16 protein-coding genes, 15 tRNA genes and 1 rRNA gene are annotated in these 21,697 nt (G+C 49.6%); 26 read left to right on the forward strand and 6 right to left on the reverse strand.

Annotated features, from left to right (window positions below; all coding sequences use genetic code 11):
- The 16 genes from rrf to FGB90_RS19250 all read left to right on the forward strand — a co-directional run.
- Positions 1 to 98: ribosomal RNA gene (gene rrf / locus FGB90_RS19175) — 5S ribosomal RNA — on the forward strand; the annotation flags it as partial.
- Between the two features lie 12 nt (positions 99 to 110).
- Positions 111 to 185 (forward strand) — tRNA-Asn (locus tag FGB90_RS19180).
- 3 nt (positions 186 to 188) lie between these two features.
- Positions 189 to 281 (forward strand) — tRNA-Ser (locus FGB90_RS19185).
- Between the two features lie 4 nt (positions 282 to 285).
- Positions 286 to 360: transfer RNA gene (locus tag FGB90_RS19190), tRNA-Glu, on the forward strand.
- A 75-nt stretch (positions 361 to 435) separates the two neighbouring features.
- Positions 436 to 511, forward strand: a tRNA-Val gene (locus FGB90_RS19195).
- Between the two features lie 199 nt (positions 512 to 710).
- Positions 711 to 787 (forward strand) — tRNA-Met (locus tag FGB90_RS19200).
- A 5-nt stretch (positions 788 to 792) separates the two neighbouring features.
- Positions 793 to 868 (forward strand) — tRNA-Asp (locus FGB90_RS19205).
- Positions 869 to 872: 4 nt separating this feature from the next.
- A tRNA-Phe gene (locus tag FGB90_RS19210) sits at positions 873 to 948 on the forward strand.
- Between the two features lie 8 nt (positions 949 to 956).
- Positions 957 to 1,032 (forward strand) — tRNA-Thr (locus FGB90_RS19215).
- A gap of 56 nt (positions 1,033 to 1,088) precedes the next feature.
- Positions 1,089 to 1,173: transfer RNA gene (locus FGB90_RS19220), tRNA-Tyr, on the forward strand.
- 29 nt (positions 1,174 to 1,202) lie between these two features.
- Positions 1,203 to 1,276 (forward strand) — tRNA-Trp (locus FGB90_RS19225).
- A 19-nt stretch (positions 1,277 to 1,295) separates the two neighbouring features.
- Positions 1,296 to 1,372 (forward strand) — tRNA-His (locus tag FGB90_RS19230).
- Positions 1,373 to 1,396: 24 nt separating this feature from the next.
- A tRNA-Gln gene (locus tag FGB90_RS19235) sits at positions 1,397 to 1,471 on the forward strand.
- A gap of 5 nt (positions 1,472 to 1,476) precedes the next feature.
- A tRNA-Gly gene (locus FGB90_RS19240) sits at positions 1,477 to 1,551 on the forward strand.
- Positions 1,552 to 1,560: 9 nt separating this feature from the next.
- Positions 1,561 to 1,635: transfer RNA gene (locus FGB90_RS19245), tRNA-Cys, on the forward strand.
- Between the two features lie 23 nt (positions 1,636 to 1,658).
- A tRNA-Leu gene (locus FGB90_RS19250) sits at positions 1,659 to 1,743 on the forward strand.
- Positions 1,744 to 2,036: 293 nt separating this feature from the next.
- On the opposite strand, the gene FGB90_RS19255 is transcribed toward FGB90_RS19250, so the two are convergent.
- On the reverse strand, positions 2,037 to 2,138 hold the full coding sequence (locus FGB90_RS19255) for a YjcZ family sporulation protein (RefSeq protein ID WP_138812474.1): 102 nt from the start codon (positions 2,136 to 2,138) through the stop codon (positions 2,037 to 2,039).
- Positions 2,139 to 3,037: 899 nt separating this feature from the next.
- Between FGB90_RS19255 and FGB90_RS19260 the strand changes: the two genes are divergently transcribed.
- The 7 genes from FGB90_RS19260 (at position 3,038) to FGB90_RS19290 (ending at position 11,000) form a co-directional block, all read left to right on the forward strand.
- Positions 3,038 to 4,243 carry a M20 metallopeptidase family protein gene (locus tag FGB90_RS19260; protein WP_138812475.1) on the forward strand — a complete coding sequence of 402 codons (1,206 nt, stop codon included), beginning with the start codon at positions 3,038 to 3,040 and terminating at the stop codon, positions 4,241 to 4,243.
- Positions 4,240 to 5,826, forward strand: coding sequence for an ABC transporter substrate-binding protein (locus FGB90_RS19265; protein ID WP_246056280.1), 1,587 nt, complete (start codon positions 4,240 to 4,242; stop codon positions 5,824 to 5,826). Before FGB90_RS19260 ends, FGB90_RS19265 begins: the two co-directional genes overlap by 4 nt.
- Before the next feature lie 84 nt (positions 5,827 to 5,910).
- Positions 5,911 to 6,828: an ABC transporter permease gene (locus tag FGB90_RS19270; RefSeq protein ID WP_138812476.1), complete on the forward strand. Its 918-nt coding sequence runs from the start codon at positions 5,911 to 5,913 to the stop codon at positions 6,826 to 6,828.
- Positions 6,829 to 6,849: 21 nt separating this feature from the next.
- A complete protein-coding gene (locus FGB90_RS19275; RefSeq protein WP_438502714.1) occupies positions 6,850 to 7,773 on the forward strand; it encodes an ABC transporter permease in 924 nt (307 codons plus the stop codon).
- Between the two features lie 54 nt (positions 7,774 to 7,827).
- Positions 7,828 to 8,844, forward strand: a complete 1,017-nt coding sequence (locus FGB90_RS19280) for an ABC transporter ATP-binding protein (RefSeq protein ID WP_246056284.1) — start codon at positions 7,828 to 7,830, stop codon at positions 8,842 to 8,844.
- The gene (locus FGB90_RS19285) at positions 8,816 to 9,832 is read left to right on the forward strand and encodes an ABC transporter ATP-binding protein (protein WP_138812478.1); all 1,017 of its coding nucleotides are present in this window, start codon (positions 8,816 to 8,818) and stop codon (positions 9,830 to 9,832) included. Before FGB90_RS19280 ends, FGB90_RS19285 begins: the two co-directional genes overlap by 29 nt.
- Positions 9,819 to 11,000, forward strand: a complete 1,182-nt coding sequence (locus tag FGB90_RS19290) for a M20 family metallopeptidase (RefSeq protein ID WP_246056286.1) — start codon at positions 9,819 to 9,821, stop codon at positions 10,998 to 11,000. The genes FGB90_RS19285 and FGB90_RS19290 overlap by 14 nt, the downstream gene beginning before the upstream one ends.
- A gap of 140 nt (positions 11,001 to 11,140) precedes the next feature.
- On the opposite strand, the gene FGB90_RS19295 is transcribed toward FGB90_RS19290, so the two are convergent.
- The 3 genes from FGB90_RS19295 to FGB90_RS19305 form a co-directional block, all read right to left on the reverse strand.
- Entirely contained in the window at positions 11,141 to 12,133 is a 993-nt protein-coding gene (locus FGB90_RS19295) for a L,D-transpeptidase family protein (RefSeq protein ID WP_138812479.1), read from the reverse strand.
- A 96-nt stretch (positions 12,134 to 12,229) separates the two neighbouring features.
- Positions 12,230 to 13,129 carry a DUF4349 domain-containing protein gene (locus FGB90_RS19300; RefSeq protein ID WP_138812480.1) on the reverse strand — a complete coding sequence of 300 codons (900 nt, stop codon included), beginning with the start codon at positions 13,127 to 13,129 and terminating at the stop codon, positions 12,230 to 12,232.
- Between the two features lie 291 nt (positions 13,130 to 13,420).
- Positions 13,421 to 14,323 carry an aldo/keto reductase gene (locus tag FGB90_RS19305; protein ID WP_138812481.1) on the reverse strand — a complete coding sequence of 301 codons (903 nt, stop codon included), beginning with the start codon at positions 14,321 to 14,323 and terminating at the stop codon, positions 13,421 to 13,423.
- A 234-nt stretch (positions 14,324 to 14,557) separates the two neighbouring features.
- On the opposite strand from FGB90_RS19305, the gene FGB90_RS19310 reads away from it, so the two are divergent.
- Entirely contained in the window at positions 14,558 to 17,629 is a 3,072-nt protein-coding gene (locus tag FGB90_RS19310) for an efflux RND transporter permease subunit (RefSeq protein ID WP_138812482.1), read from the forward strand.
- Between the two features lie 408 nt (positions 17,630 to 18,037).
- Here the strand turns inward: FGB90_RS19310 and FGB90_RS19315 are convergent, their stop codons facing one another.
- On the reverse strand, positions 18,038 to 18,916 hold the full coding sequence (locus FGB90_RS19315) for an SDR family oxidoreductase (protein ID WP_138812483.1): 879 nt from the start codon (positions 18,914 to 18,916) through the stop codon (positions 18,038 to 18,040).
- Between the two features lie 188 nt (positions 18,917 to 19,104).
- Here FGB90_RS19315 and FGB90_RS19320 point away from each other — a divergent pair, with 188 nt between their 5' ends.
- Complete coding sequence (locus FGB90_RS19320) at positions 19,105 to 19,305, forward strand: DUF2188 domain-containing protein (RefSeq protein ID WP_138812484.1); 201 nt, start codon at positions 19,105 to 19,107, stop codon at positions 19,303 to 19,305.
- Positions 19,306 to 19,635: 330 nt separating this feature from the next.
- Here the strand turns inward: FGB90_RS19320 and FGB90_RS19325 are convergent, their stop codons facing one another.
- The gene (locus FGB90_RS19325; protein WP_138812485.1) at positions 19,636 to 20,022 is read right to left on the reverse strand and encodes a DUF302 domain-containing protein; all 387 of its coding nucleotides are present in this window, start codon (positions 20,020 to 20,022) and stop codon (positions 19,636 to 19,638) included.
- A gap of 495 nt (positions 20,023 to 20,517) precedes the next feature.
- Here FGB90_RS19325 and queG point away from each other — a divergent pair, with 495 nt between their 5' ends.
- Positions 20,518 to 21,666: a tRNA epoxyqueuosine(34) reductase QueG gene (queG, locus tag FGB90_RS19330; protein WP_138812486.1), complete on the forward strand. Its 1,149-nt coding sequence runs from the start codon at positions 20,518 to 20,520 to the stop codon at positions 21,664 to 21,666.
- Positions 21,667 to 21,697 lie beyond the last annotated feature (31 nt).

Consider the following 21,697-nt stretch of genomic DNA (forward strand, 5'->3'; position numbering starts at 1 on the left):
AGGTCACACCCGTTCCCATGCCGAACACGGAAGTTAAGCTCTCCAGCGCCGATGGTAGTTGGGGGCTCTCCCCCTGTGAGAGTAGGACGCCGCTGGGCAGAACATAATATTCCACAGTAGCTCAGTGGTAGAGCAATCGGCTGTTAACCGATCGGTCGTAGGTTCGAGTCCTACCTGTGGAGCCATACGGAGAGCTGTCCGAGAGGTCGAAGGAGCACGATTGGAAATCGTGTAGGCGGTGTAGAACCGTCTCGAGGGTTCGAATCCCTCGCTCTCCGCCATTATGGCCCGTTGGTCAAGTGGTTAAGACACCGCCCTTTCACGGCGGTAACACGGGTTCGAATCCCGTACGGGTCACCACTATTTACATATTTACCATAACAAATGAAGCCGGCATCGGGTGAAAGCCTGAAACGCAGCTTCCAGGATCATACCGGAGGATTAGCTCAGTTGGGAGAGCATCTGCCTTACAAGCAGGGGGTCGGCGGTTCGAGCCCGTCATCCTCCACCATTGTTTCTTATTAAGACAGAACATTGGTATGGAAAACCGGTCACCAGGATGACCGTATTATGTAACGGCGCGGGATGGAGCAGCGAGTAAAACTTCGTTGTAACAACTGCGAGTTGTCTCGACGTATAAGCTGCGGAGAAATTCCTGCAGAGGAAGAGACGACATCATTGAATAGCATCGTCCGTATGCTATGTAACGGCGCGGGATGGAGCAGTCTGGTAGCTCGTCGGGCTCATAACCCGAAGGTCGGAGGTTCAAATCCTCCTCCCGCAACCAAATAAGGTCCCGTGGTGTAGCGGTTAACATGCCTGCCTGTCACGCAGGAGATCGCCGGTTCGATCCCGGTCGGGACCGCCAGTGTGGCTCGATAGCTCAGTCGGTAGAGCAGAGGACTGAAAATCCTCGTGTCGGCGGTTCGATTCCGTCTCGAGCCACCATTTTATATGCTGGCCTAGCTCAATTGGTAGAGCAACTGACTTGTAATCAGTAGGTTGGGGGTTCAAGTCCTCTGGCCAGCACCACTTAATAACCCTTGACTCAGCATCGGTTATTTTGTAAAATGAACAATGTCTCTTTCGGAGGGGTAGCGAAGTGGCTAAACGCGGCGGACTGTAAATCCGCTCCCTCAGGGTTCGGCGGTTCGAATCCGTCCCCCTCCACCATGATAATTCTTATGAACAATGTCTCGAGTAGGGGCATAGTTTAATGGTAGAACAGAGGTCTCCAAAACCTCCGGTGCGGGTTCAACTCCTGCTGCCCCTGCCATTATCCTTTTTTTATGATGGCGGCCGTGGCGAAGCTGGTTAACGCACCGGATTGTGGCTCCGGCACGCATGGGTTCGAATCCCATCGGTCGCCCCATTTTAAAAAAACGATCGTGATTTTAGGGCTATAGCCAAGCGGTAAGGCAACGGGTTTTGATCCCGTGATGCGCAGGTTCGAATCCTGCTAGCCCTGCCATTTCTGCGGAAGTAGTTCAGTGGTAGAACACCACCTTGCCAAGGTGGGGGTCGCGAGTTCGAATCTCGTCTTCCGCTCCATATAATCGAGGCGGCATAGCCAAGTGGTAAGGCATGGGTCTGCAAAACCCTGATTCCCCGGTTCGAATCCGGGTGCCGCCTCCATTTTAATTGATACAATGTTATGAGCCGGTGTGGCGGAATTGGCAGACGCGCGCGACTCAAAATCGCGTTCCTCACGGAGTGTCGGTTCGAGCCCGACCACCGGTACCATACCTGATCATATGATTGAGGCTGCAAATGCTGCAGGCTCTTATTTTGTTTAAACTGGTACATAAATTAACAAGTTCGAACCGTTTTCCTGCTCAGAGGAAAACGGTTTTTTATGTATTTCATCCCATCCCATAAAAGAATCACGGATATCTCCTGTGGGATCACAGGCGGCAGCAGCGGTGAAATCAGCTATTGCTGGTTTCACCGCAGAATGTGCGTCGACCTGCAGCCTTTAAAGGAATCTTCACTTTATAAAGTAAAGAGGTCCTCAGAACGGCCTACTTTTAAGAGAGTTATACAAAGCAGGCACATCCGATAATAACTAAGAGAATAAACAGTACCAAAACCAGCGCGAAGCTATCAAAAGCGCCGCCACGGCGATATCCGCAAGACATTTGCAGTCCCTCCTTTTCATTAAAGGTTTAATGATCGTACATTAAAAGTATATGGAGGAAACTTCAACGTGGTCTGGACAAGGGTGGAAAGAGGAGAAATATGGGCAGAGTTTCAGTTTATTTCGAACGGTTCCAAAGAGGAACACCGGGATAAAAAGGGGCAGGTTCTGCTGTTATTTCCCAATAAGGAGTGCTGACAGAAAAACCTCCCAGGCAGGGGAGGTTATTTTTGGGCTGATCTTATACTAAGTCTGTACTCGTATTGCAGATATTCGCAAAATGAAGTTCTGGTGGAGAAGACGGCGTCTCCTGCGGGAAAAGCAGCAACGGACATTTACTGAATAAATGTACTTCGAGCTGCTTCGGCGCAGCTGTTGACGGAAGATAAAGTCGCAGAAAAGTTTTAAGAGGAGGCTGATGCGCTTCCTGCGGGAAGTGTCCGCCTGCAGCGTAAATAAACAGCAATCTTTACGAAAAGTGCCTATGTTTAAAGGTGTATGAACTGGCAGGTATATCCGGATAACGTCGGAAATTCTGCAGACATATCTGTATTTATATCGCATCCTGACAGAGAAAGTCAACAGGGTTCAGCTAAAATTGTCTGATTTAATTATATTTTAAAACTAAATAAAAAATTCTGCAGAATTTTATTGCAATGCAGTGTCAGTGTATTTATAATGTACAACCATAACACTTTAATTGAATCCCCTTACCAGCAACGATTATGGAAGCAATTGGGGGGGGCAAAACATGCGGAAGTAAAATTACGTATGATGGTGAAAATTTGAATATACAAATTTCATTATATGGGAATAATTTCCGTGGCGTTGTATAGGAAGAGTTACTTTTGTCTTTGTTATTTTCAGGTAATTCAGATAATTGATCAGGGGGAGGCAGACATGGCACTGAACATTGAACAAAACTGCAGGGAAAAAGGCAGTGATTTTACCGGGAAACTGGTGGAGTGGAGGCGTTACCTCCATCAGAATCCGGAGCTTGGCCTTGAGGAAATCAATACACAGAAATTTGTGATGGAAAAACTCAGGGAAATGAGAGTGGAACATAAACCTCTTACAGATACGGGCGTCGTTGCCATGATCAGGGGAAAGGAAGAGGGACCAGTGGCGGCTATACGAGCCGATATGGATGCTCTTCCGGTACACGATGAAAAAAATGTTCCTTACAAATCAAAAGTACCCGGCAAAGGTCATATGTGCGGACATGACGCACATACGGCAATGCTTCTTGGGGCAGCGGGGCTGCTTAAGGAAAACCCGCCGGAAAAGGGAAGCGTAAAGCTTATATTCCAGCCGGCAGAAGAGGGGCGATTTGGAGCTGAGAAAATGATTAAGGCAGGGGCCCTGGAAAACCCTTCAGTTGACGGCATCGTAGCCCTCCATGTTCATCCGGGAGTTCCTGCAGGGAAAGCAACGATCACAGACGGGGCTGCATGTGCCGCAGCTGACTTTTTTGAAGTTGAGATAAAAGGCAAAGGAGGGCATGCTGCCCACCCTCACCAGGCTGTCGATCCGATTACAGCAGCTGCACAGGTTATATCGGGGATTCAGCAGATTACGAGCCGGCAGATTGATCCTCTTCTCCCCGCAGTAATTACAATCGGACAGATCCACGGTGGGACAGCAGACAATGTGATTCCAAACTCCGTCCGGTTCGGCGGTACAGTCCGGACTATGGACACCGGGCTCAGGGACGAAATGGAAAGCAAAATAGAAAGTGTTGTCAAAGGAATCACGGAAGCGTTCGGCGCATCCTACAGCTTGAATTACCGCTACTTTTTCCCGTCGGTGGTTAATGATAAACGGCTTCTGCCGGTTCTGGAAGAAACAGCCGGTGAAGTTCTGGGGGAGGAAAATCTCAGTTATGTTAAGCCTTCCATGGGCGGTGAGGACTTTTCATTCTTTACCCACAGAGTACCGGGGCTCATGTTCCGTCTAGGTGTCGGTAATAAGGAAAAAGGGATAACCGCCCCGCTTCATCATCCTGAGTTTGACCTTGATGAAACGGCACTGCCTCTGGGATCGGAAATGCTTGCCCGGTTTGCAGATAAGTTTCTGAAAATAAATCTGAGAGGAGAATTGACATGAAAAACGTAAAGAGAAACCTGAAATGGATGAAGGTAACGGCTCCGTTTCTGGGCGCATTTGTACTTGCTGCCTGCGGCGGAGACCAGGAAGATACAGAAGCAACGGAAGGGGCAGGGGATGGTGAAGCCCCTGAAGTCGAGGAAGACGATGGTACCCTGGTCATCGGTACCGGTACTGACATGGTTACATTTGATATCCACGATCATAACGCAACAAATACAGAAGCGATTCATGTAAACATGTTCAACTATCTCGTAAAACGTGACGATGATGAAGGTTTCGAAGGGGATCTGGCCAAGTCGTTTGAGAATGTTGACGATGAGACGTGGCATTTTACCCTTCATGAAGGTGTTGAGTTCCATAATGGTGACGAGCTTACAGCAGAAGACGTAAAATTCACACTTGAGCGGGTGATTGAGGATGAGACGCTGGTGGAGCACAGCAACTATAACCAGATTAAAGAAGTGAATGTACTGGGCGATTACGAGTTTGAGCTTGTAACGGACGGTCCCGATCCGGCACTTCTGAACCGGGTATCCCGCATCGGCTCAGGCATTCTTCCGGCAGACTACATCGAAGAGGAAGGCTGGGATCACTTCCTTTCTAATCCGGTAGGAACGGGGCCGTTTGAGTTTTCGGAATGGAACCGTGATGACAGTGTTGTTCTCGAACGTTTTGATAATTATTTTGAAGGTGAGGTAACCGAATGGGAGGAAGTTGTCTTCCGCGTAATTCCTGAAACATCCACCCGTGTAAATGAACTGCTCACAGGCGGGGTTCACATTGCCGAAAATGTTCCTCCTGCAGAATGGGACCGGGTAAACGATAACGATGGCACGTCAATTGTAACAGGTGCTTCCAACCGGGTTATGCTTCTGATGCTGAACCAGGACGATGAGTATGCCACAAGCGATAAGCGGGTCCGTCAGGCCATTGACTATGCCATTGACAACGCTGCACTTACCGATCAGCTGCTTGGAGGACACGGTACACCGGTTCAGACCAGGATCACGCCGGGCAATACCGGGGCACATCCAGATCTGTTTGAAAGCTACAACCATGACCCTGAAAAAGCAAAGGAGCTTCTCGAGGAGGCAGGCTACGGGGATGGTGTTGAAATTACCTTCAACTCACCGCAGGGCCGTTACATGATGGATACGGAAGTTGCCGAACTGGTACGGGGCATGCTCAGCCAAGTCGGTATTACAGCAAACCTCGAATTCCTTGAGTGGAGTAACTTTGCCGAAATGCATACAAACGGTACCAACGAGGAAATGTACTTCCTTGGACTCGGAAACTCCATGTTTGATGCTGGGCTCGGTCTGGATGATTTCAGTTCCGGCGGGTCAGACAGAACCGGATACGAAAATGAGGAACTGGACGAGCTTCTGTCACAGGCGGCAGTAAATATGGATGAGGATGAGCGTGAAGAGCAGTATCAGAAGGCTCAGGAAATCGTCGCAGAGGATCTGCCGTCCGTATTTCTTTACCAGGCTGATGCCATGGCCGGTGTATCAGACAGTGTGAACTTTGAGATTGCGTTGGATGAAACCCTTTATGTAAGAAACATCGAAAGAAACTGACTAGTAAACTGACCACAGCACAGTTCTGTGGGCCAGGGGGGGTCCTCCCCCTGGCTACTTTAATTTGTTGAGGTGGAGTGAGGTATGAAGCGATACTTGATCCGGCGTATCCTGCAGGTGATTCCTGTCCTTTTAATTATATCGTTTATTGTTTTTTCCCTCGTGTTCCTTGCAGGTAATCCGGTTGCTCTGATGCTTCCGGAAGACGCATCTCAGGAACAGGTTGAAGCCCTGACTGAATCTCTCGGACTGAATGAACCATTCTATGTGCAGTACGGTATGTTCCTGGGGAATGCGGTACAGGGTGACTTTGGCCAGTCGTACCGCTATAACCAGGACGCCATGTCCATTGTGCTTGAACGGCTGCCCCAGACTCTTGAACTCGCAGCTGTTTCCATGCTGTTTGCCACGATCATTGCCGTTCCTCTTGGAATCTGGTCTGCCTCAAAACAGAATTCATTTGTGGATGTTTTTGCAACTGGAGCTTCCGTTCTTGGTAAAGCCATGCCGAACTTCTGGCTGGGGATCATGCTCATCCTGCTGTTTTCAGTGAATTTGTCCCTGTTTCCGGTTTCCGGAAGGGGGTCGTTTATGCATATTGTCCTGCCTGCGATTACACTGGGGACGGCTATTGCTGCAGAAATGACCCGGCTGATCCGCTCCAATATGCTTGAAGTCATGCAGCAGGACTACGTAAGAACGGCCCAGAGTAAAGGTCAGAAGGATTCTGTTGTCACCTATCGGCATGCTTTTAAAAACTGCCTGATTCCAGTGGTGACGATAATGGCACTTCAGACCTCGAGTCTGATCGGCGGAGCGCTCGTAACAGAAGTCGTGTTCGCATGGCCGGGAATGGGTCAGCTTCTCGTACAGGCAGTGAACGCCCGGGATATGGCCATCGTCCAGGCATGCGTGTTTGTCATCGCGATCGCGGTTATAGCCATGAACCTGGTGGCAGACATCGTGTACCGCCTGATTGATCCGCGCATCAAATATGACTAGAGAGGAGGACATCCTGTGTCTGTGAATATATCAGCGCAAACTGAAGCACCACGAGAAGAGGAATTCGAAGTTTCAAAGAGACCTAATCAGCTCCGCCGCTGGGCAAAGCTGCTTCTTAGAAGTAAAACGGGAACGATCGGAATGCTTATTGTGCTATCTGTCTGTTTCACGGCGGTGTTTGCACCTTTCCTTGCTCCTTATGAGCCGGATGCCATGAACGCGGCCAACATCAACGTTCCGCCTATGTGGCTTGACGGAGGCTCGTCCGCCCACGTGCTTGGTACAGACAGTCTCGGCCGGGACATGCTGAGCAGGCTCATATACGGCAGTCAGGTATCCCTGATCATCGGTGTATTCTCTGTTATCGTTGCCGGTATCATTGGTCTGGCTATGGGTATTCTTGCCGGCTACTACGGAAAATGGATTGATAATCTCGTAATGAGAGTCGTGGATTCTTTTCTTGCTGTCCCGAACATTCTTCTTATTCTTGTTATTCTCGGCATTTTTGGTTCCAATATGCTGACCCTGATCCTCGTGCTTGGTGTGACGAACTGGGTCATTTATGCACGTCTGGTGAGAAGTGAAGTGCTGAGTCTGAAGGAGAGGGACTTTATCCGGGCCGCAAAATCGATCGGAACAAAAGACAGCACCATTATGTTAAAGCACATCCTTCCGAACGTATTTTCCTCATTTATCGTTATTTCCACGCTGAGCGTGGCTACGACGATTATTCTCGAAGCATCGCTCAGTTTTCTTGGTCTCGGTATTCAGCCTCCCAGCATTTCGTGGGGTTACATGCTGAGCAGCGGCCGTGATTATCTGGCTACGAGCTGGTGGCTTGCCACGTTCCCGGGACTTGCCATTACATTTACCGTTCTCGGCATCATTTTTCTCGGCGACTGGCTTCGCGATGTCCTTGATCCGCGCTCCCAGGGGCGCAAATAAATGGCTGTCCGGCATCGTGACAGCATCAGACTACTCAAAAAGGAGGAAACCCGTGTGAAACAGGAACAGCCTTTACTGGATGTCCGGCACTTAAAAACCTATTTTCATACCGAGAATGGAACGGTCCCTTCTGTTGAGGGGGTTTCGTTTCAGATAAATAAGGGAGAAGTTGTCGCTATTGTGGGAGAGTCGGGATGCGGGAAAAGTGTCACTTCCTACTCCATTATGGGTCTCGTCAAGTCCCCGGGGAAAATTGAGGCCGGTGAGGTTCTCCTTGATGGAACGGATTTGACAACACTCTCTAAACGGCAGATGCGAAAACTGCGGGGAAATGACATGTCTATGATTTTTCAGGAACCGCTCACCTCGCTGAACCCGCTTTTTACTGTAGGCTTTCAGATCAGTGAAGTGATCGTACTTCATCAGGATGTGACAAAAAAAGAAGCCAGACAGAAAACAATCGAGATGATTGAAAAGGTAGGGATACCGAATGCCGAAAAGATCTATTCCAACTTCCCCCATCAGTTAAGCGGCGGGATGAGACAGCGGATTATGATTGCCATTGCCCTTGCCTGTAATCCAAAGCTTCTGATCGCCGATGAACCGACAACAGCTCTTGACGTCTCGATTCAGGCACAGATTCTTGACCTGATGAAAAAGCTCAGAAAAGAACTTGAAACCTCGATTCTGATCATTACGCATGATTTAGGGGTAGTTGCGGAAATGGTGGATCGTGTGGTTGTAATGTATGCAGGAAAAGTGGTGGAGGAAGGAACTGTGTATGAACTGTTCAGGGATCCAAAACATCCTTACACCAAAGGTCTGCTGGAAAGTACACCTAAAATTCACGAAAGAAAAGATGAATTGTATTCTATTAAAGGCACAGTACCGACACCTGCAAATATGCCGAAAGGGTGCAGCTTTTCACCAAGGTGTGCGTTTGCAGGTGATAAATGCAGGGAACAGCAGCCTGAACTTGTGCAGGTGAATTCAGGACAGAAAGTCAGCTGCTGGCTCCATGAAGAAGGGGAGGTCAGTTTACATGAGCAGAAACAGACAGCCGCTACTTGAAATCAAAGGACTTAAAAAGCATTTTGACATCTCATCGGGATGGTTTTCCAGAGAACAGAAGTCAGTGAAAGCGGTGGACGGGATCGACCTTAAGGTATATCCGGGTGAAACGCTTGGAATCGTTGGAGAGTCCGGCTGCGGAAAGTCGACAACCGGAAATACAATTCTGCGCCTGCTGGAGGCAACGGAGGGACAGATTCTGTTTGAAGGAGAAGATCTGGCAAAGCTGTCAAACAAACAGATGCGGGAAAAAAGAAAAGACATCCAGATGATTTTTCAGGATCCGTTTTCCTCGCTGAACCCAAGGATGAAAGTGTTTGATCTGATTGCCGAACCGCTTAGATCACACAAGGCTGCTTCAGGCAGGGAACTGAAAAAGCAGGTATACGAACTAATGGAAACGGTCGGGATCAGCAAATCGTTTGCCGAACGTTTCCCCCATGAATTCAGCGGAGGCCAGCGGCAGCGCATCGGAATCGCTCGTGCCCTAGCCCTGAAGCCTAAGCTCATCGTGTGTGACGAACCGGTTTCGGCTCTCGATGTTTCGATCCAGTCCCAGATCCTGAACCTTCTCGACCGCCTTCAGAAAGAGTTTAATCTGACATATATCTTTATTGCGCACGGCCTGCCTGCAATCAAGCATATCAGCGACCGGGTGGCGGTGATGTATCTTGGGAAAGTGGTTGAGCTTGCGGATCGTGATCAGCTTTTTGAGAAGCCGATGCATCCTTACACAGAAGGACTGCTTTCTTCTGTGCCGATTCCGGATCCCGAGAACCGCAACAACAGGGAACGGATAATTCTGAAGGGGGACCTGCCGAGTCCGGCCAATCCCCCTTCAGGCTGCCGGTTTCACACTCGCTGTCCGTACGCGGATGAAAAATGCAGAACCGAAGAGCCTGCTTTTTCGGAAGAGAGGGACGGTCATCACGTTATGTGCCATTATCCGCTCAAAGCAGGAAGAGGTGTTCTTGTTGGGAACAGTTAAAAAGGAAGCGTTGAGACTGCGAAAACGTCAGAACTTCCTGAAGCAGGAAGAACAGAATATGCTGCTTCTTCTTGAAGAGCTCGTGAATACAGACAGTGGGTCATATGACCGTGAAGGAGTAAACCGGGTCGGAAGCATCGTCAGACAGGCGTTCGGCTCTCTCGGTTTAGCTGCCAAGATTCATGATGGCGGTGAGTATGGGGATCACATTGAGTTTCAGCACCCGTATGCTGAAGACCCTCCAATAATCATCGTCGCACATATGGATACAGTTTTTCCGAAAGGCACCGCGACAGAGAGGCCTTTTAAAGTGGAAGGTGACTGGGCACGGGGTCCAGGCGTGGTGGACATGAAAGGGAGTCACGTGGCGCTCTATTACGCGCTGAAATCCCTTTGGGATGAAGGGGAGGCAGACTGCCTGAAAAAAGTGAAAATCCTATTTAACAGTGATGAAGAGGTTGGATCCCGTTCTTCCCGCGCTCTCATTGAAAAACTAGCAGAAGGAAGACGCTATGCTCTGATTATGGAGCCGTCAAGGGATAACGGTACAGTCGTTTCGGCACGGAGAGGCGGGGGCAGGTATACACTTCTTGCAGAAGGCAGAGCCTCACACGCTGGAGTGGCCCCTGAGAAAGGAAGAAATGCCATCGAGGCACTGGCCCGAAAAATCGTCCGGCTTCACGCGCTGAACGATTACGAAAACGGCGTTTCAGTCAGTGCAGGACTTATAAGCGGTGGTACTTCGGTCAATACAATTCCTGCAGCGGCCAGGGCGGAGCTGGACGTACGCGTCTCAACCTATGAGCAGGCAGAAGAGGTCATCCGAAAAATGGAGGAGATCTGTGCAGAAGAGGAGATGGAGGGAACAAAGGTGGAGCTTAGCGGCCATATAAGCCGGCCTCCAATGATGGAAAACGAAGGAACGAACCGTCTGGTCAGCCTCATGAAGGAAATCGGATCCGAAATGGGTGTTGATATCCAGGCGATGAAAACAGGCGGCGGATCTGATGCCGCGTTTACCGCCGCGGCAGATGTGCCAACAATCGACGGAATCGGCCCAATAGGAGGAAACGCACACAGCGATGAGGAGTTTCTCTACATCCCGTCTCTCACTGAAAGGACCTGCCTGCTGGCGGAAACAATCAGACGTCTGGGAGAAAAGAAATGATAATTGATAAGAAAAACTTAACTGCGGGAAAGGCTGCTTTCAATTTTTTTGATGGCAGTCTTTTCTGCGTGTTCCTAAATCAGAGGTACCGGAATAACAAAAAACAGGCTGATTCGATTTAAATCAGCCTGTCGCTTTACTTATTTAAGTTTTCCCCACGTCTGAGCCCCTGCGACACCATCTACCTTCAGACCGTTCGCGCGCTGGAAATTCCGCACGGCAGCTTCAGTAGCCGGGCCGAATTTCCCGTCAATGCCCTTGGTGCTGTACCCTTTATCTGTCAAGGCACGCTGAAGATCAGAGACGGCTTTCCCGGAGCTGCCTCTTTTTAAAACCGGAGAGGAAGATGATTTTGGCTCAGCCGGTGTTGTTTTTTTTGCCGTGTCTGCCAGTGCGTTGCGAGTCTGGGGACCGGCAATCCCGTCAACTTTCAGCTTTTTATCAGACTGAAATTTTCGGACAGCAGCCTGCGTGGCAGGGCCAAAACTGCCGTCAATGCCTTTAGTGCTGTAGCCGGCAGCCTCAAGCTGACGCTGAAGATCCTTAACGGCTTCCCCTTTACTGCCGAGGCGGAGCGTCGTTCCTCCGCTTACAGGAACGGCAGTGTTCTTTCCATCGCTCACTGTATACCCGTTTGCCTTGGCGATCTGGTTAAATGAATTCGATGAATTCACTATAACAACCTTGGTGCTGATTTTCACTTTTGAAAACAGCCACTCTACGTCACTGTTATGCATCCGGACGCATCCGGCACTGGCGTATGTTCCGATTGAGGCAGGGTTGTTGTTGCCGTGGATGGCATATGTGTCACCGCGGGTACCGTTGGCATCAATTCCGATCCACCGCTTACCAAGAGGGTTTTTCGGATCGCCTCCCGGAATGTTCCCCTTATAATAAGGGCGGTTCTTAATTTTATTGACGACTTTAAATGAACCTTCAGGGGTGAGAGAGGCGGTCCTTCCGGTGGCGACAGGGAAGGTTTTTACGAGTTTACTGTTTTCGTAAAACACGAGCTGGTTGTTCTTTTTGTTAATGATAATCAGCTGATCCGATGAAGCGGAGGCGGCAGGAATCTGCCAGACGATCGTGAACAGGACTGCAGCAAGCAGAGAGCAGAGAATCTTTTTGAACAAGGGACACTCCTTCTTTCCTTAGGAATACTAAAGAATATGAAGGAGGCCTTGTCCAGTGAACCAGTGTTAAAAAAATACAATTATTCAGAAAAATGGCTAAGCTGGAGTGTCCGGTCGTTTTTTCCGCCTGAAAAACAGGATGACTCCTACTGCAATGAGGGGGATCAGCACGGGTGACAGACCCACCGCAAACACGACCAGCCCCGAAAGAGCGGAAATAATGACATTTACGGTATTCATGAAGAGGCTTTGCGCCCGTTCAAGTGTATTGAGATTTTCACGATCCTGCAGAGTATCCACGCGGACAGTCCGTTCGAGGATATGAACAGTAACTGTAGAGAATGCCGTATGGTCCTCCAGGTAGTTCATTCTTCCTTTCAACTGTTCGATTTCTTCCTGAACGGAGGCAAGATCATTTGAAATCCGGAGCAGGTTCTCTGTGTCTTCAGCTTCATCCATAAAAGACAACAGACGCTCTTCCACTGTTTCCTTTGATCGAAGCCTTGATTCCAGGTCCACGTATTCCTCTGTCACGTCGCTCCCGTGTGCAGATTTATCAATGACTCGGCTGCTGCCTGCTTCAATCCGGTCCATGAACGGAAAAAATTCAGCCTGAGGGATCCGGACAGTCAGATTCCCAGTCCGGTTTTCGTTCTCTCCGTGCTGGGACACGTTCGTTTCAACGATAAAACCGCCACGGCTGTTGATATCATCCTGGATCGACCGGTAGGTGTCATCGTAATCCGCTGTTTCAATTGTGAGCGATCCATTGTAAATGACCATCTGCGCGGGTAATTCGGATGGTTCTGCCCCTCCGTCTGTCTCCAGTGCTGCTTCTTCGACTTCCGAGTACCCCGAACCCCCGGAATCACCGCTCTCGGTGACCGTATCTTCAAAACCTCCCGCGTCGTCCTGTGCTTCGTCTGCCCGGTCCTCTGAGTTACTGCATGCAGCAAGTATAATGAGCATAGTGACGAGTGCAAGTACAATTTTCATTCGAATGCCCCCTCAGTCCTTTTTACATTGGACGAAAGGAGATGGAAAAAGTTACAAAATCCTTCAATTGGATTTTACAGGAAAGTATTATATACGTCATATCGCTGTTTTTTACAGAGGGAGACACTTCAGGCTGGCGATCGCGTATCGTCTCGATAACGGCTGTGCATTGGAAAGGGTACTTTCATGGCAGCGTGTAAATAAAAAAGCAATGGCTCCGCGCACTGCAGCCTGATCGGAAAAACGGTCGTGCTGCAGCGGCTTTGCTCATTGCTTAATTGGCACAGGCCTTTATGGAACATCATGGCCCATGGAGGCGTGAAGAACTGCAAACCACTGATCAAGAGTAAGCTCATGATTAAGAGAACGTACGGCTGCGTCAATCCGCTCCTTTTTTCCGGAACCGGCGATTGGCAAGATGTTTGATGGATGCCGGAGAATCCACGCATAGAGAACCTCGGATAAATCTTCGGTCCCCAGTTCTTCAGCGATCTGTTTGAGCGTATCTTTCAGACGCAGGGATTTTTCATCTTCCCCGGTAAAAATCGCTCCGCCTGCGAGGGGAGACCAGGCCATTGGAAAAATCCGTTTTTCAAGGGCATGATCAAGTGTGCCGTCATGAATGTTTTCAAGCTGTGACGCGGACACTTCCACCTGGTTTGTCACCAGGGGCTCATCTAGAAAAGACTCGAGCATGTTGTACTGATGGGCTTTAAAATTACTCACTCCGAATGTCCGGACCTTACCGGATTTCTTCAGCTCACTGAACGCTTCGGCCACCTCAGCCGGGTTCATCATCGGGTCCGGACGGTGGATTAAAAGCGTGTCCAGATAATCGGTATGAAGATCTCTAAGGGAGTTTTCCACGGACAATACGATGTGTTCCTTCGTTGTATTGTAGTGGTGGGATTTGTGTGATGGGCGGTTTTCCGACTCCAGGACGATTCCGCATTTTGAAACAATCTCCATTTTACTCCTCAATTCAGGCTGGAGTGCGAGTGCCTCGCCAAACAGTTTCTCGCACGTGTAGCTGCCGTAAATATCGGCATGGTCGAATGTGGTGATTCCCTGGTCCAGGCAGTGAAGAATGAGATCAAGCCTCTGTTCGGGTGTGAAATTCCAGTCATTTAACCGCCACATTCCGTGGACAACGCGGGAAAATGACAGGTCGTCTGTAAGTTCAATTCTCTGCATAATATTCCTCTCCTTTTAGCTGACTCCCTTTATTTAACCACCGTGGGCATGGGAACTCAAATGAAAGGATAACTAAGCCTCGAGACGGATAAAAAAACAGACCCGGGCCTATGGGCGTGCTGATGAAACGGAGGTAAACTGAAGTAGGATAAAAAGTATTTTTCTGGAAAGTGAAACTTCGTCCGGGCTGGTGCGTAGAAATGTTCGGACATAACGAAAGGCGGGATAGGGGAAATGGGTGTATTGATGAAACTGGTTGAACGTAAGATTCTGATTGGTCTGATGGTCACGATGGTCGTGGTGTTCGGGTTCTACGGCCTGAGTAAACTGGACCGGGAGCTGATGCCGCAGATTGATTTTAACTATGCGGTCATCAGTGCCAACGCAGGGGATATGAGTGTACTTGATGTGGAGGAGCGGGTTACAGCTCCGATTGAACAGATTCTTGCCGGAACAGACGGTGTTGAAGGATACCAGTCCAGCACCACGGCGGGAAACAGCTCGATTTTTATTGAAATTGAAGAGGGACGCACGCAGGAAGTGACCCGGGAACTTGAAGGGAGGGTAGCGGCTCTTGAATCAAGTGTCAGTGGACTGAACTTTGTTCACGTTATGGCATTGAGTACAAACCAGGACGCTGAATTTTTCATGGAGGTTTCAGGCGGGGATCTTGCTGAAATGACTGATTTTGCCCGGAATGTCGTAAAGCCCCGTCTTGAATCACTCAGTTCTGTCCGGGAAGTGGTACTGAGTGGAATCCAGGAATCGGAATTCGTGATCGAGTTTGACAATGAGGCCCTCTCTGATAACGGACTTGAACTGCAGCAGGTAACAGCGCTGATGCAGCAGGAAAATACGGAGACAACACTCGGTGAGCTCACTGAAGAAGAGAATGGACCGGCGCTTCGATGGAACACGGCATTTCAGTCAGCTGATGACCTCAGGGCGGTAACGATTCCTTCCATGAACGGCCCGGTAAAGCTTGACGATCTGGCTGAAGTGTCCGAAGTGACAAACCAGCGGTCGGCAATGGCGTGGAAAGACGGAACCAGAGATTTTATATTTATGGAAATCAGCCGGGCCGAAGGATATACGCAGATCGGCATGGCAGAGGATATCCGCGGTGAAGTGGATGAAATCAGGGCAGCCGGGCTTGTCTCGGGGTTCGGATTTAATGAAGTGGTAAACCAGGCGGATTATGTAGTGGAGGCGCTGGACGGTGTCACACAGAACGTGCTCATCGGAGGCGTGCTGGCGCTTCTCATACTGCTTCTGTTTCTTCGCAATTTCAGGGCAACTGTCGTGGCCGGTGTGGCAATTCCGGTCTCGGTTCTTCTCACTTTTACCTCTATGTGGCTGTTCGGATACAGCTTTAACATTATCACGCTTATAGCCCTGGGGCTTGGGATCGGAATGATGGTCGATGCGTCCATCGTTATACTGGAATCGGTGTACCGCAAAAAAGAGCAGGGTTTTACAGGCATGGAAGCGGTATCGAAAGGCGTCAGGGAAGTCGCCACCGCTGTTATTGCCTCCATGCTGACCACGATCGTGGTTTTCGTTCCTGTCGGCCTGTTTGGCGGTGAAGTGGGTCAGTTTGTTCTGCTTCTCAGTATGGTCATCGTAATTACACTCGTCAGTTCGGTGATCGTGTCGTTTACTCTGATTCCGGCACTGTCCGAAAACTTTCTGAAGCTCAGGAAAAAGGACAGGGGAAAAGGGGATAAACGGGGGCCGATCACGCAGGGCTACGGCAGCCTGATCGGCTGGATTTCATCCAGAAAGCGTCGCCGCTACAGCATGATTTTTCTGTTTTTCCTTGTGTTTGCCGGCTCCATGGCGCTGACGGCAAAGGTACCGGTTACGATCATGCCGGATGTATATAACCGCTATGCGGAAGTACCGATTGAACTCGAGGGAAGCCTCTCTCCTTCCGAACGTCAGGAAATTGCCGAGGCAATTGGGGAAAAACTCGAGACAGTGCCTGATGTGGAATCGAGCTTTCTCATCGACGATCCTGCGTTTATGTTTATGCTCGTCAATATGACGACAGGAGATAATGTGACTACTCCTCAGGATGAAGTCAACGTGGCGATCAATGAAGCGATACGGGATCTTGAGGACGACTACCCGATCAAAGCAGTCGGGATGATGGAAATGGGTGCTGCGGGAGGCGAACCGGTCCAGTTGCGTGTTAAAGGAAGTGATTTTACCGAGGCCCGGGAACTGGGCGGAAAGCTTGTATCGGAGCTTGAAGCGGTAGAGGGGCTCGTAAATGTGAGGACCTCCGTGGAGGAAACCCGTGAGGAAAGAATGATTGTATTTGATAATGAAGCCATGGAGGAAGCTGGCATCACACGATCCGAAATCTTCGGCCGTCTTCAGGGCGTATTCGGTGAAATGCCGGCAGGCGAGGTTGTCCGCGGTGGTGAGACGATACCCGTAACGGTAAAAAGCAGCGATACAGTGACCACAGAATCAGACCTGGCGGAGCTTGAGATCATGACAGCCGCAGGTTCGGCGGAACTCTCGGAGTTCGTCGGCTTTGAAACAGTTACTTCCCCGGTGATGATCTCACGCGATAACGGAGAGCGCTTTGTGTCAGTCTCCGCTGGGATTGAAGGCAGGGATCTAGGGTCTGTTACACGGGACGTGCAGCAGGTGATCGGAAATCTGGATGTACCTTCGGGTCTCTCAGTCAGTACCGGCGGGGATGTTTCGGCCCAGCAGGAAATGATGATGGAACTCATGATGGTCGTTGCTATTTCCATCTTCCTTGTGTACGTGGTAATGGCGGTGCAGTTTAACAGTCTTGCTCATCCGCTTATAGTTATGTCTATCATTCCGATGACGGCGATCGGGGCTGTGCTGGCTCTTCTTATTACCCAGCGTGAACTCAGTATGCTGTCGGCGATGGGGCTGCTGATGCTGATCGGGATTGTCCTCAACAATGCCATTCTTCTTATCGACAGAACGAAGCAGCTCAGAAATGAGGGTATGACAGCTGAAGATGCTGTGAAGGAAGCGGGACAGAACCGGATCCGTCCGATTTTCATGACAACGCTCACGACGGTGGCGGGGATGCTGCCGCTTGCAATCGCAACAGGAACGGCGAGCAGCTACCAGGCACCCCTTGCAACAGTGATCATCGGCGGACTTCTTTTTGCCACACTGATCACACTCGTCCTGATTCCTTCAGTCTACCTTCTGTTTGAAGACGTGAAGCACGGATTCAGAGGACTGTTTCGTAAAGTATTCGGACGCAGGAAAAACAGAAAGCCTGCACCGGTGGAAGAAGCGTCATAACGGCAGACTGGGGCCCCGATTCACTTTGAATCGGGGCCCACTTTTTTGTATTTGGCATTTAGCGGGAGTGATTTGGTGGTTAATTATTTTATTTGGCATTTAGCGGGAGTGATTTGGTGGTTAATTATTTTATTTGGCATTTAGCGTGAGTGATTTGGTGGTTAATTATTATTTGGCATTTAGTGGGAGTGATTTGGTGGTTAATTATTTTATTTGGCGTTTAGCGTGAGTGATTTGGTGGTTAATTATTTTATTTGGCGTTTAGCGGGAATGATTTGGTGGTTAATTATTTTATTTCGCTTTTAGAGCAGATGATTCAGCGTTGAATAATTTCAATATTCAGTGGATAGGTCCTGCTGCAGCGCTGAAAAAACCGCCGGCATGTGAATACCGGCGGATCGCTTTTATCTATCCATTTATAATATCTCCGCCATTTACATGGATGACCTGACCGGAGACGTAGGATGAATCATTTGAGGCCAGGTACACGTAACTCGGAGCCAGTTCCGCAGGCTGACCAGGCCGGCCCATCGGGCTGGTCGTACCGAATTCAGCGACTTTATCCTCAGGGAAGGAAGCAGGGATAAGCGGCGTCCAGATTGGTCCAGGGGCTACTCCGTTCACCCGGATTCCTTTTGAAACAAGGTTTTCCGAAAGTGAGCGGGTAAGCGATACAAGAGCGCCCTTGGTGGCAGAGTAGTCCATGAGCACCGGCATTCCGCGGTAGGCCACGACTGACACGGAGTTAATTATCGTGCTGCCTTCCTTTAAATGATCCAGGGCTGCCTGGGTAAAGTAAAAGGCCGAGAAGATATTTGTATCAAACGTCCGCTTCAGCTGGTCCGCGGAAATGTCCCTGAGATCATCGGCGAAGTGCTGTTCGGCTGCATTGTTAATGAGACAGTCAAGCCCGCCGAATTCCCCGACTGTTTTTTCCACTGCGTCACGGCAGAACTGTTCGTTTCCAATATCGCCTGCAATAAGGATACAGCGTGTGCCTTTATCCTCCACGAGCTTTTTTGTGGTTTCTGCATCTTCGTGTTCGTTTTTATAAACGATGGCCACGTTGGCTCCTTCTTTCGCAAAGGCGATACTGACTGCACGGCCTATGCCGCTGTCTCCGCCGGTAATAAGAGCCGTTTTTCCTTCCAGTTTGCCGCTTCCTTTATATTCAGGATCATCAAAGATCGGCATCGGATCCATTTCATATTCATAACCGGGCTGGCGGCGCTGGCGCTGTTTCGGCTGCCCGCCTGTCTGCATATCTTTTGCTTCGTTATAGTCCATTCTGTGTCACTCTCCTCTGAACGGTATGTTATGTGAATCCATTTCCAGTTTGTCCCGAACTTAAACTCGCTATTTGGAAAATCGGCTGAAAGTCTTAACTGGTTCAGGTTTAATCAAGCCGTTTTGCGGAAATAGCGACAATACGAGCAGGAAAGTACTTCGACTCGCCAGAAGGAGGATTGACATTCATGAAAGAGTACACTGTGAGACCAAACAAGGATGCAGATGAATGGTTTGTAAAAATTGAGGACGTGGCCCCTGAAACATCTTATGACAAGATGGACCAGGCTATCGAAGAAGCAGAGAAAATAGCCGGGGACAATCGTCCAAGCAGGCTGATCATCTACAACCATCTTCATGAAATTGTAGATGAAAAAACATTTAAGTAATTGCAGTAGGCAGAGGCTGGAACAATCCGGTCTCTAATAGGAAAAAACGGTCCCCATTATCGCCTTTGATAATGGGGACCGTTTTTGCTGATTAAAAAAGGCTCCTGAGGATGGGGCGAGGCCTTATTTCCCAAAGTCACCGCAATCAAAACAATCCATAAGGGAACCTCTTAACGGTCGTTGGTAGTTCAAAAATCACGACGCCTGCTGGAAAAGCAGGAGTTGAAGATCCACCGGGGCGATCTTCCCCGGTTAGCTGAAGCCCTGCCCGCGCAAGCGAGTGTATATTTGGACAATCAACCATCTAGGCCCAGCCTCCCAGCTTCTGTTCTACACCGCTTTCTTGAAGCATTCCCGAAGTGTATCTTCAACTTCCTCCGCAACGCGCATAACGTCTTCGCTTTCCACATGTTCCATAAGAACAGTCGGTTTCGGCATGCCTATATACGTCTGGCCTTCATTTTCATATACAACTACTTTACAGGGCAGAAAATATCCGGCCATTTTTGTGGACTGAAGCGCGTCCTTGGCGATCTGAGGGTTGCAAACTTCAAGAATGTAATAGTCTGAGTCAAATCCGACTCCCTTCTCATCTAGCTTTTCCTTTACATTGAATGACCAGAGTACACCAAAAGAAGCTTCTTTCAGTGTGTTCTCCAGGTCATTCACCACCTGTTCCGGCTTTTTGTCTGTCTGGACAGTAAAATCAAAATTCATCTTTTCATACCTCCCATAGTATAGTCCCTACACCATTCGTCATTTCCCGGGGAATTCCCTGCGAAACCTGAAAATTGAGCCGTTTGACACCTATGGGGTCCGGTAGTACAATACGGTTCAGGAAATGCTGTGGCCTGCCGTCCCATTTACGGCAGGTCTGCACGGTACAGGGCAGCGGAGATCATTCGAATACCTTTGATAAAGGCTCTGGTAAAGCTTAATAGTGATTATAAAAGTTGATTGGAGCAAACGTGCGACACTCCTGCGGTAAGAGCGCCAACGGAAGACCCCGCAGGGGGATTTTCCCGAGGAGGCTGCAGTGGTGCCCGCGGAAAGGGAGCGCAGTGAGCGAAAATCAACAATAGACTTTAACAGAAGCTTATTAAAGCGGTGTCCTTGTGATGGGGAAGGGTACTGCTTTTTAAGCATGGCAACAACCTGTATCTCAGGACTTAATATCCATTTTTAGCCAAAAGTCGGAAGGAGGTGGCGGTAATGGTAACAGGAGCCCAATTAAAAGAGGAAATCGCTGCATATAGTAGGAGCATAGGCGTTGATAAGATTGGGTTTGCCTCAGTGGACCCGTTTCTGACGCTGAAGGATCGTCTTGTAAAACACCGCGAACTCGGGTATGAGAGCGGCTTTGAAGAACCGGATCTTGATAAGCGGACGGAGCCGCAGATGCTTTTGCCGGAGGCGAAGACAATTATTGCGATTGCACTTGCTTATCCATCGAAAATGAAGGATGCTCCGGTTTCAAAGAAGGGTGACCGGCGGGGAATTTTCTGCAGGGCCTCCTGGGGCGAGGATTACCACCACATCCTCAGAAGAAAGCTTGCTCAGATCGAGGCGTTTATTGATGAGCGTGTCGCAGGAGCGAGGAGCGTATCGATGGTCGATACCGGTGAACTGTCGGACCGGGCGGTGGCCGAGCGGGCCGGTATCGGCTGGAGCGGAAAAAACTGCGCTATCATATCTCCGGAGTTCGGGTCGTATATGTATTTAGGGGAAATGGTGACGACGGTGGCGCTTGAGCCTGACCAGCCGATTGAGGATCAGTGCGGCACGTGCAATAAGTGTGTGGACGCATGCCCAACGGGAGCTCTCGTGCAGGGCGGTCAGCTGGATTCGGGCAAATGTATTGCCTATCTGACGCAGACGAAGGATTTTCTTCCGGACCGCTTTCGAAAAAAGCTCGGGAACCGTCTGTACGGATGCGATACGTGCCAGGTCGTCTGTCCTGAAAATAAGGGTAAGGATTTTCATCATCACGAGGAGATGGAGCCGGACCCGGAGGTGGTGAAGCCTAAGCTTGAGCCGCTGCTGACGATTTCGAACAGGGAATTTAAAGAAACTTATGGGAAAATAGCAGGGTCCTGGCGTGGGAAAAAGCCGATCCAGCGCAACGCTATTATCGCCCTTGCCCATTTTAAGGAAGAATCAGCGCTTCCGGTGCTGTACGATTTAATTGCCGGCGATCCCCGTCCGGTTATCCGGGGGACGGCGGCTTGGGCTGCAGGAGTCATCGGCGGAGGTGCAGAAACCGAACTGGTGCTTAAACAGGCGAAAGACAGAGAAACTGATACTGAGGCAGAGGAAGAGATCGATAAAGGGCTTGAGATCCTTTTAAATAAAGAATTATAGTCTTGGAAAGTCAACGCGTTGTCCAGTAGGA

It is taken from the genome of Alteribacter natronophilus, from assembly GCF_006007885.1.
GTDB lineage: Bacteria > Bacillota > Bacilli > Bacillales > Salisediminibacteriaceae > Alteribacter > Alteribacter natronophilus.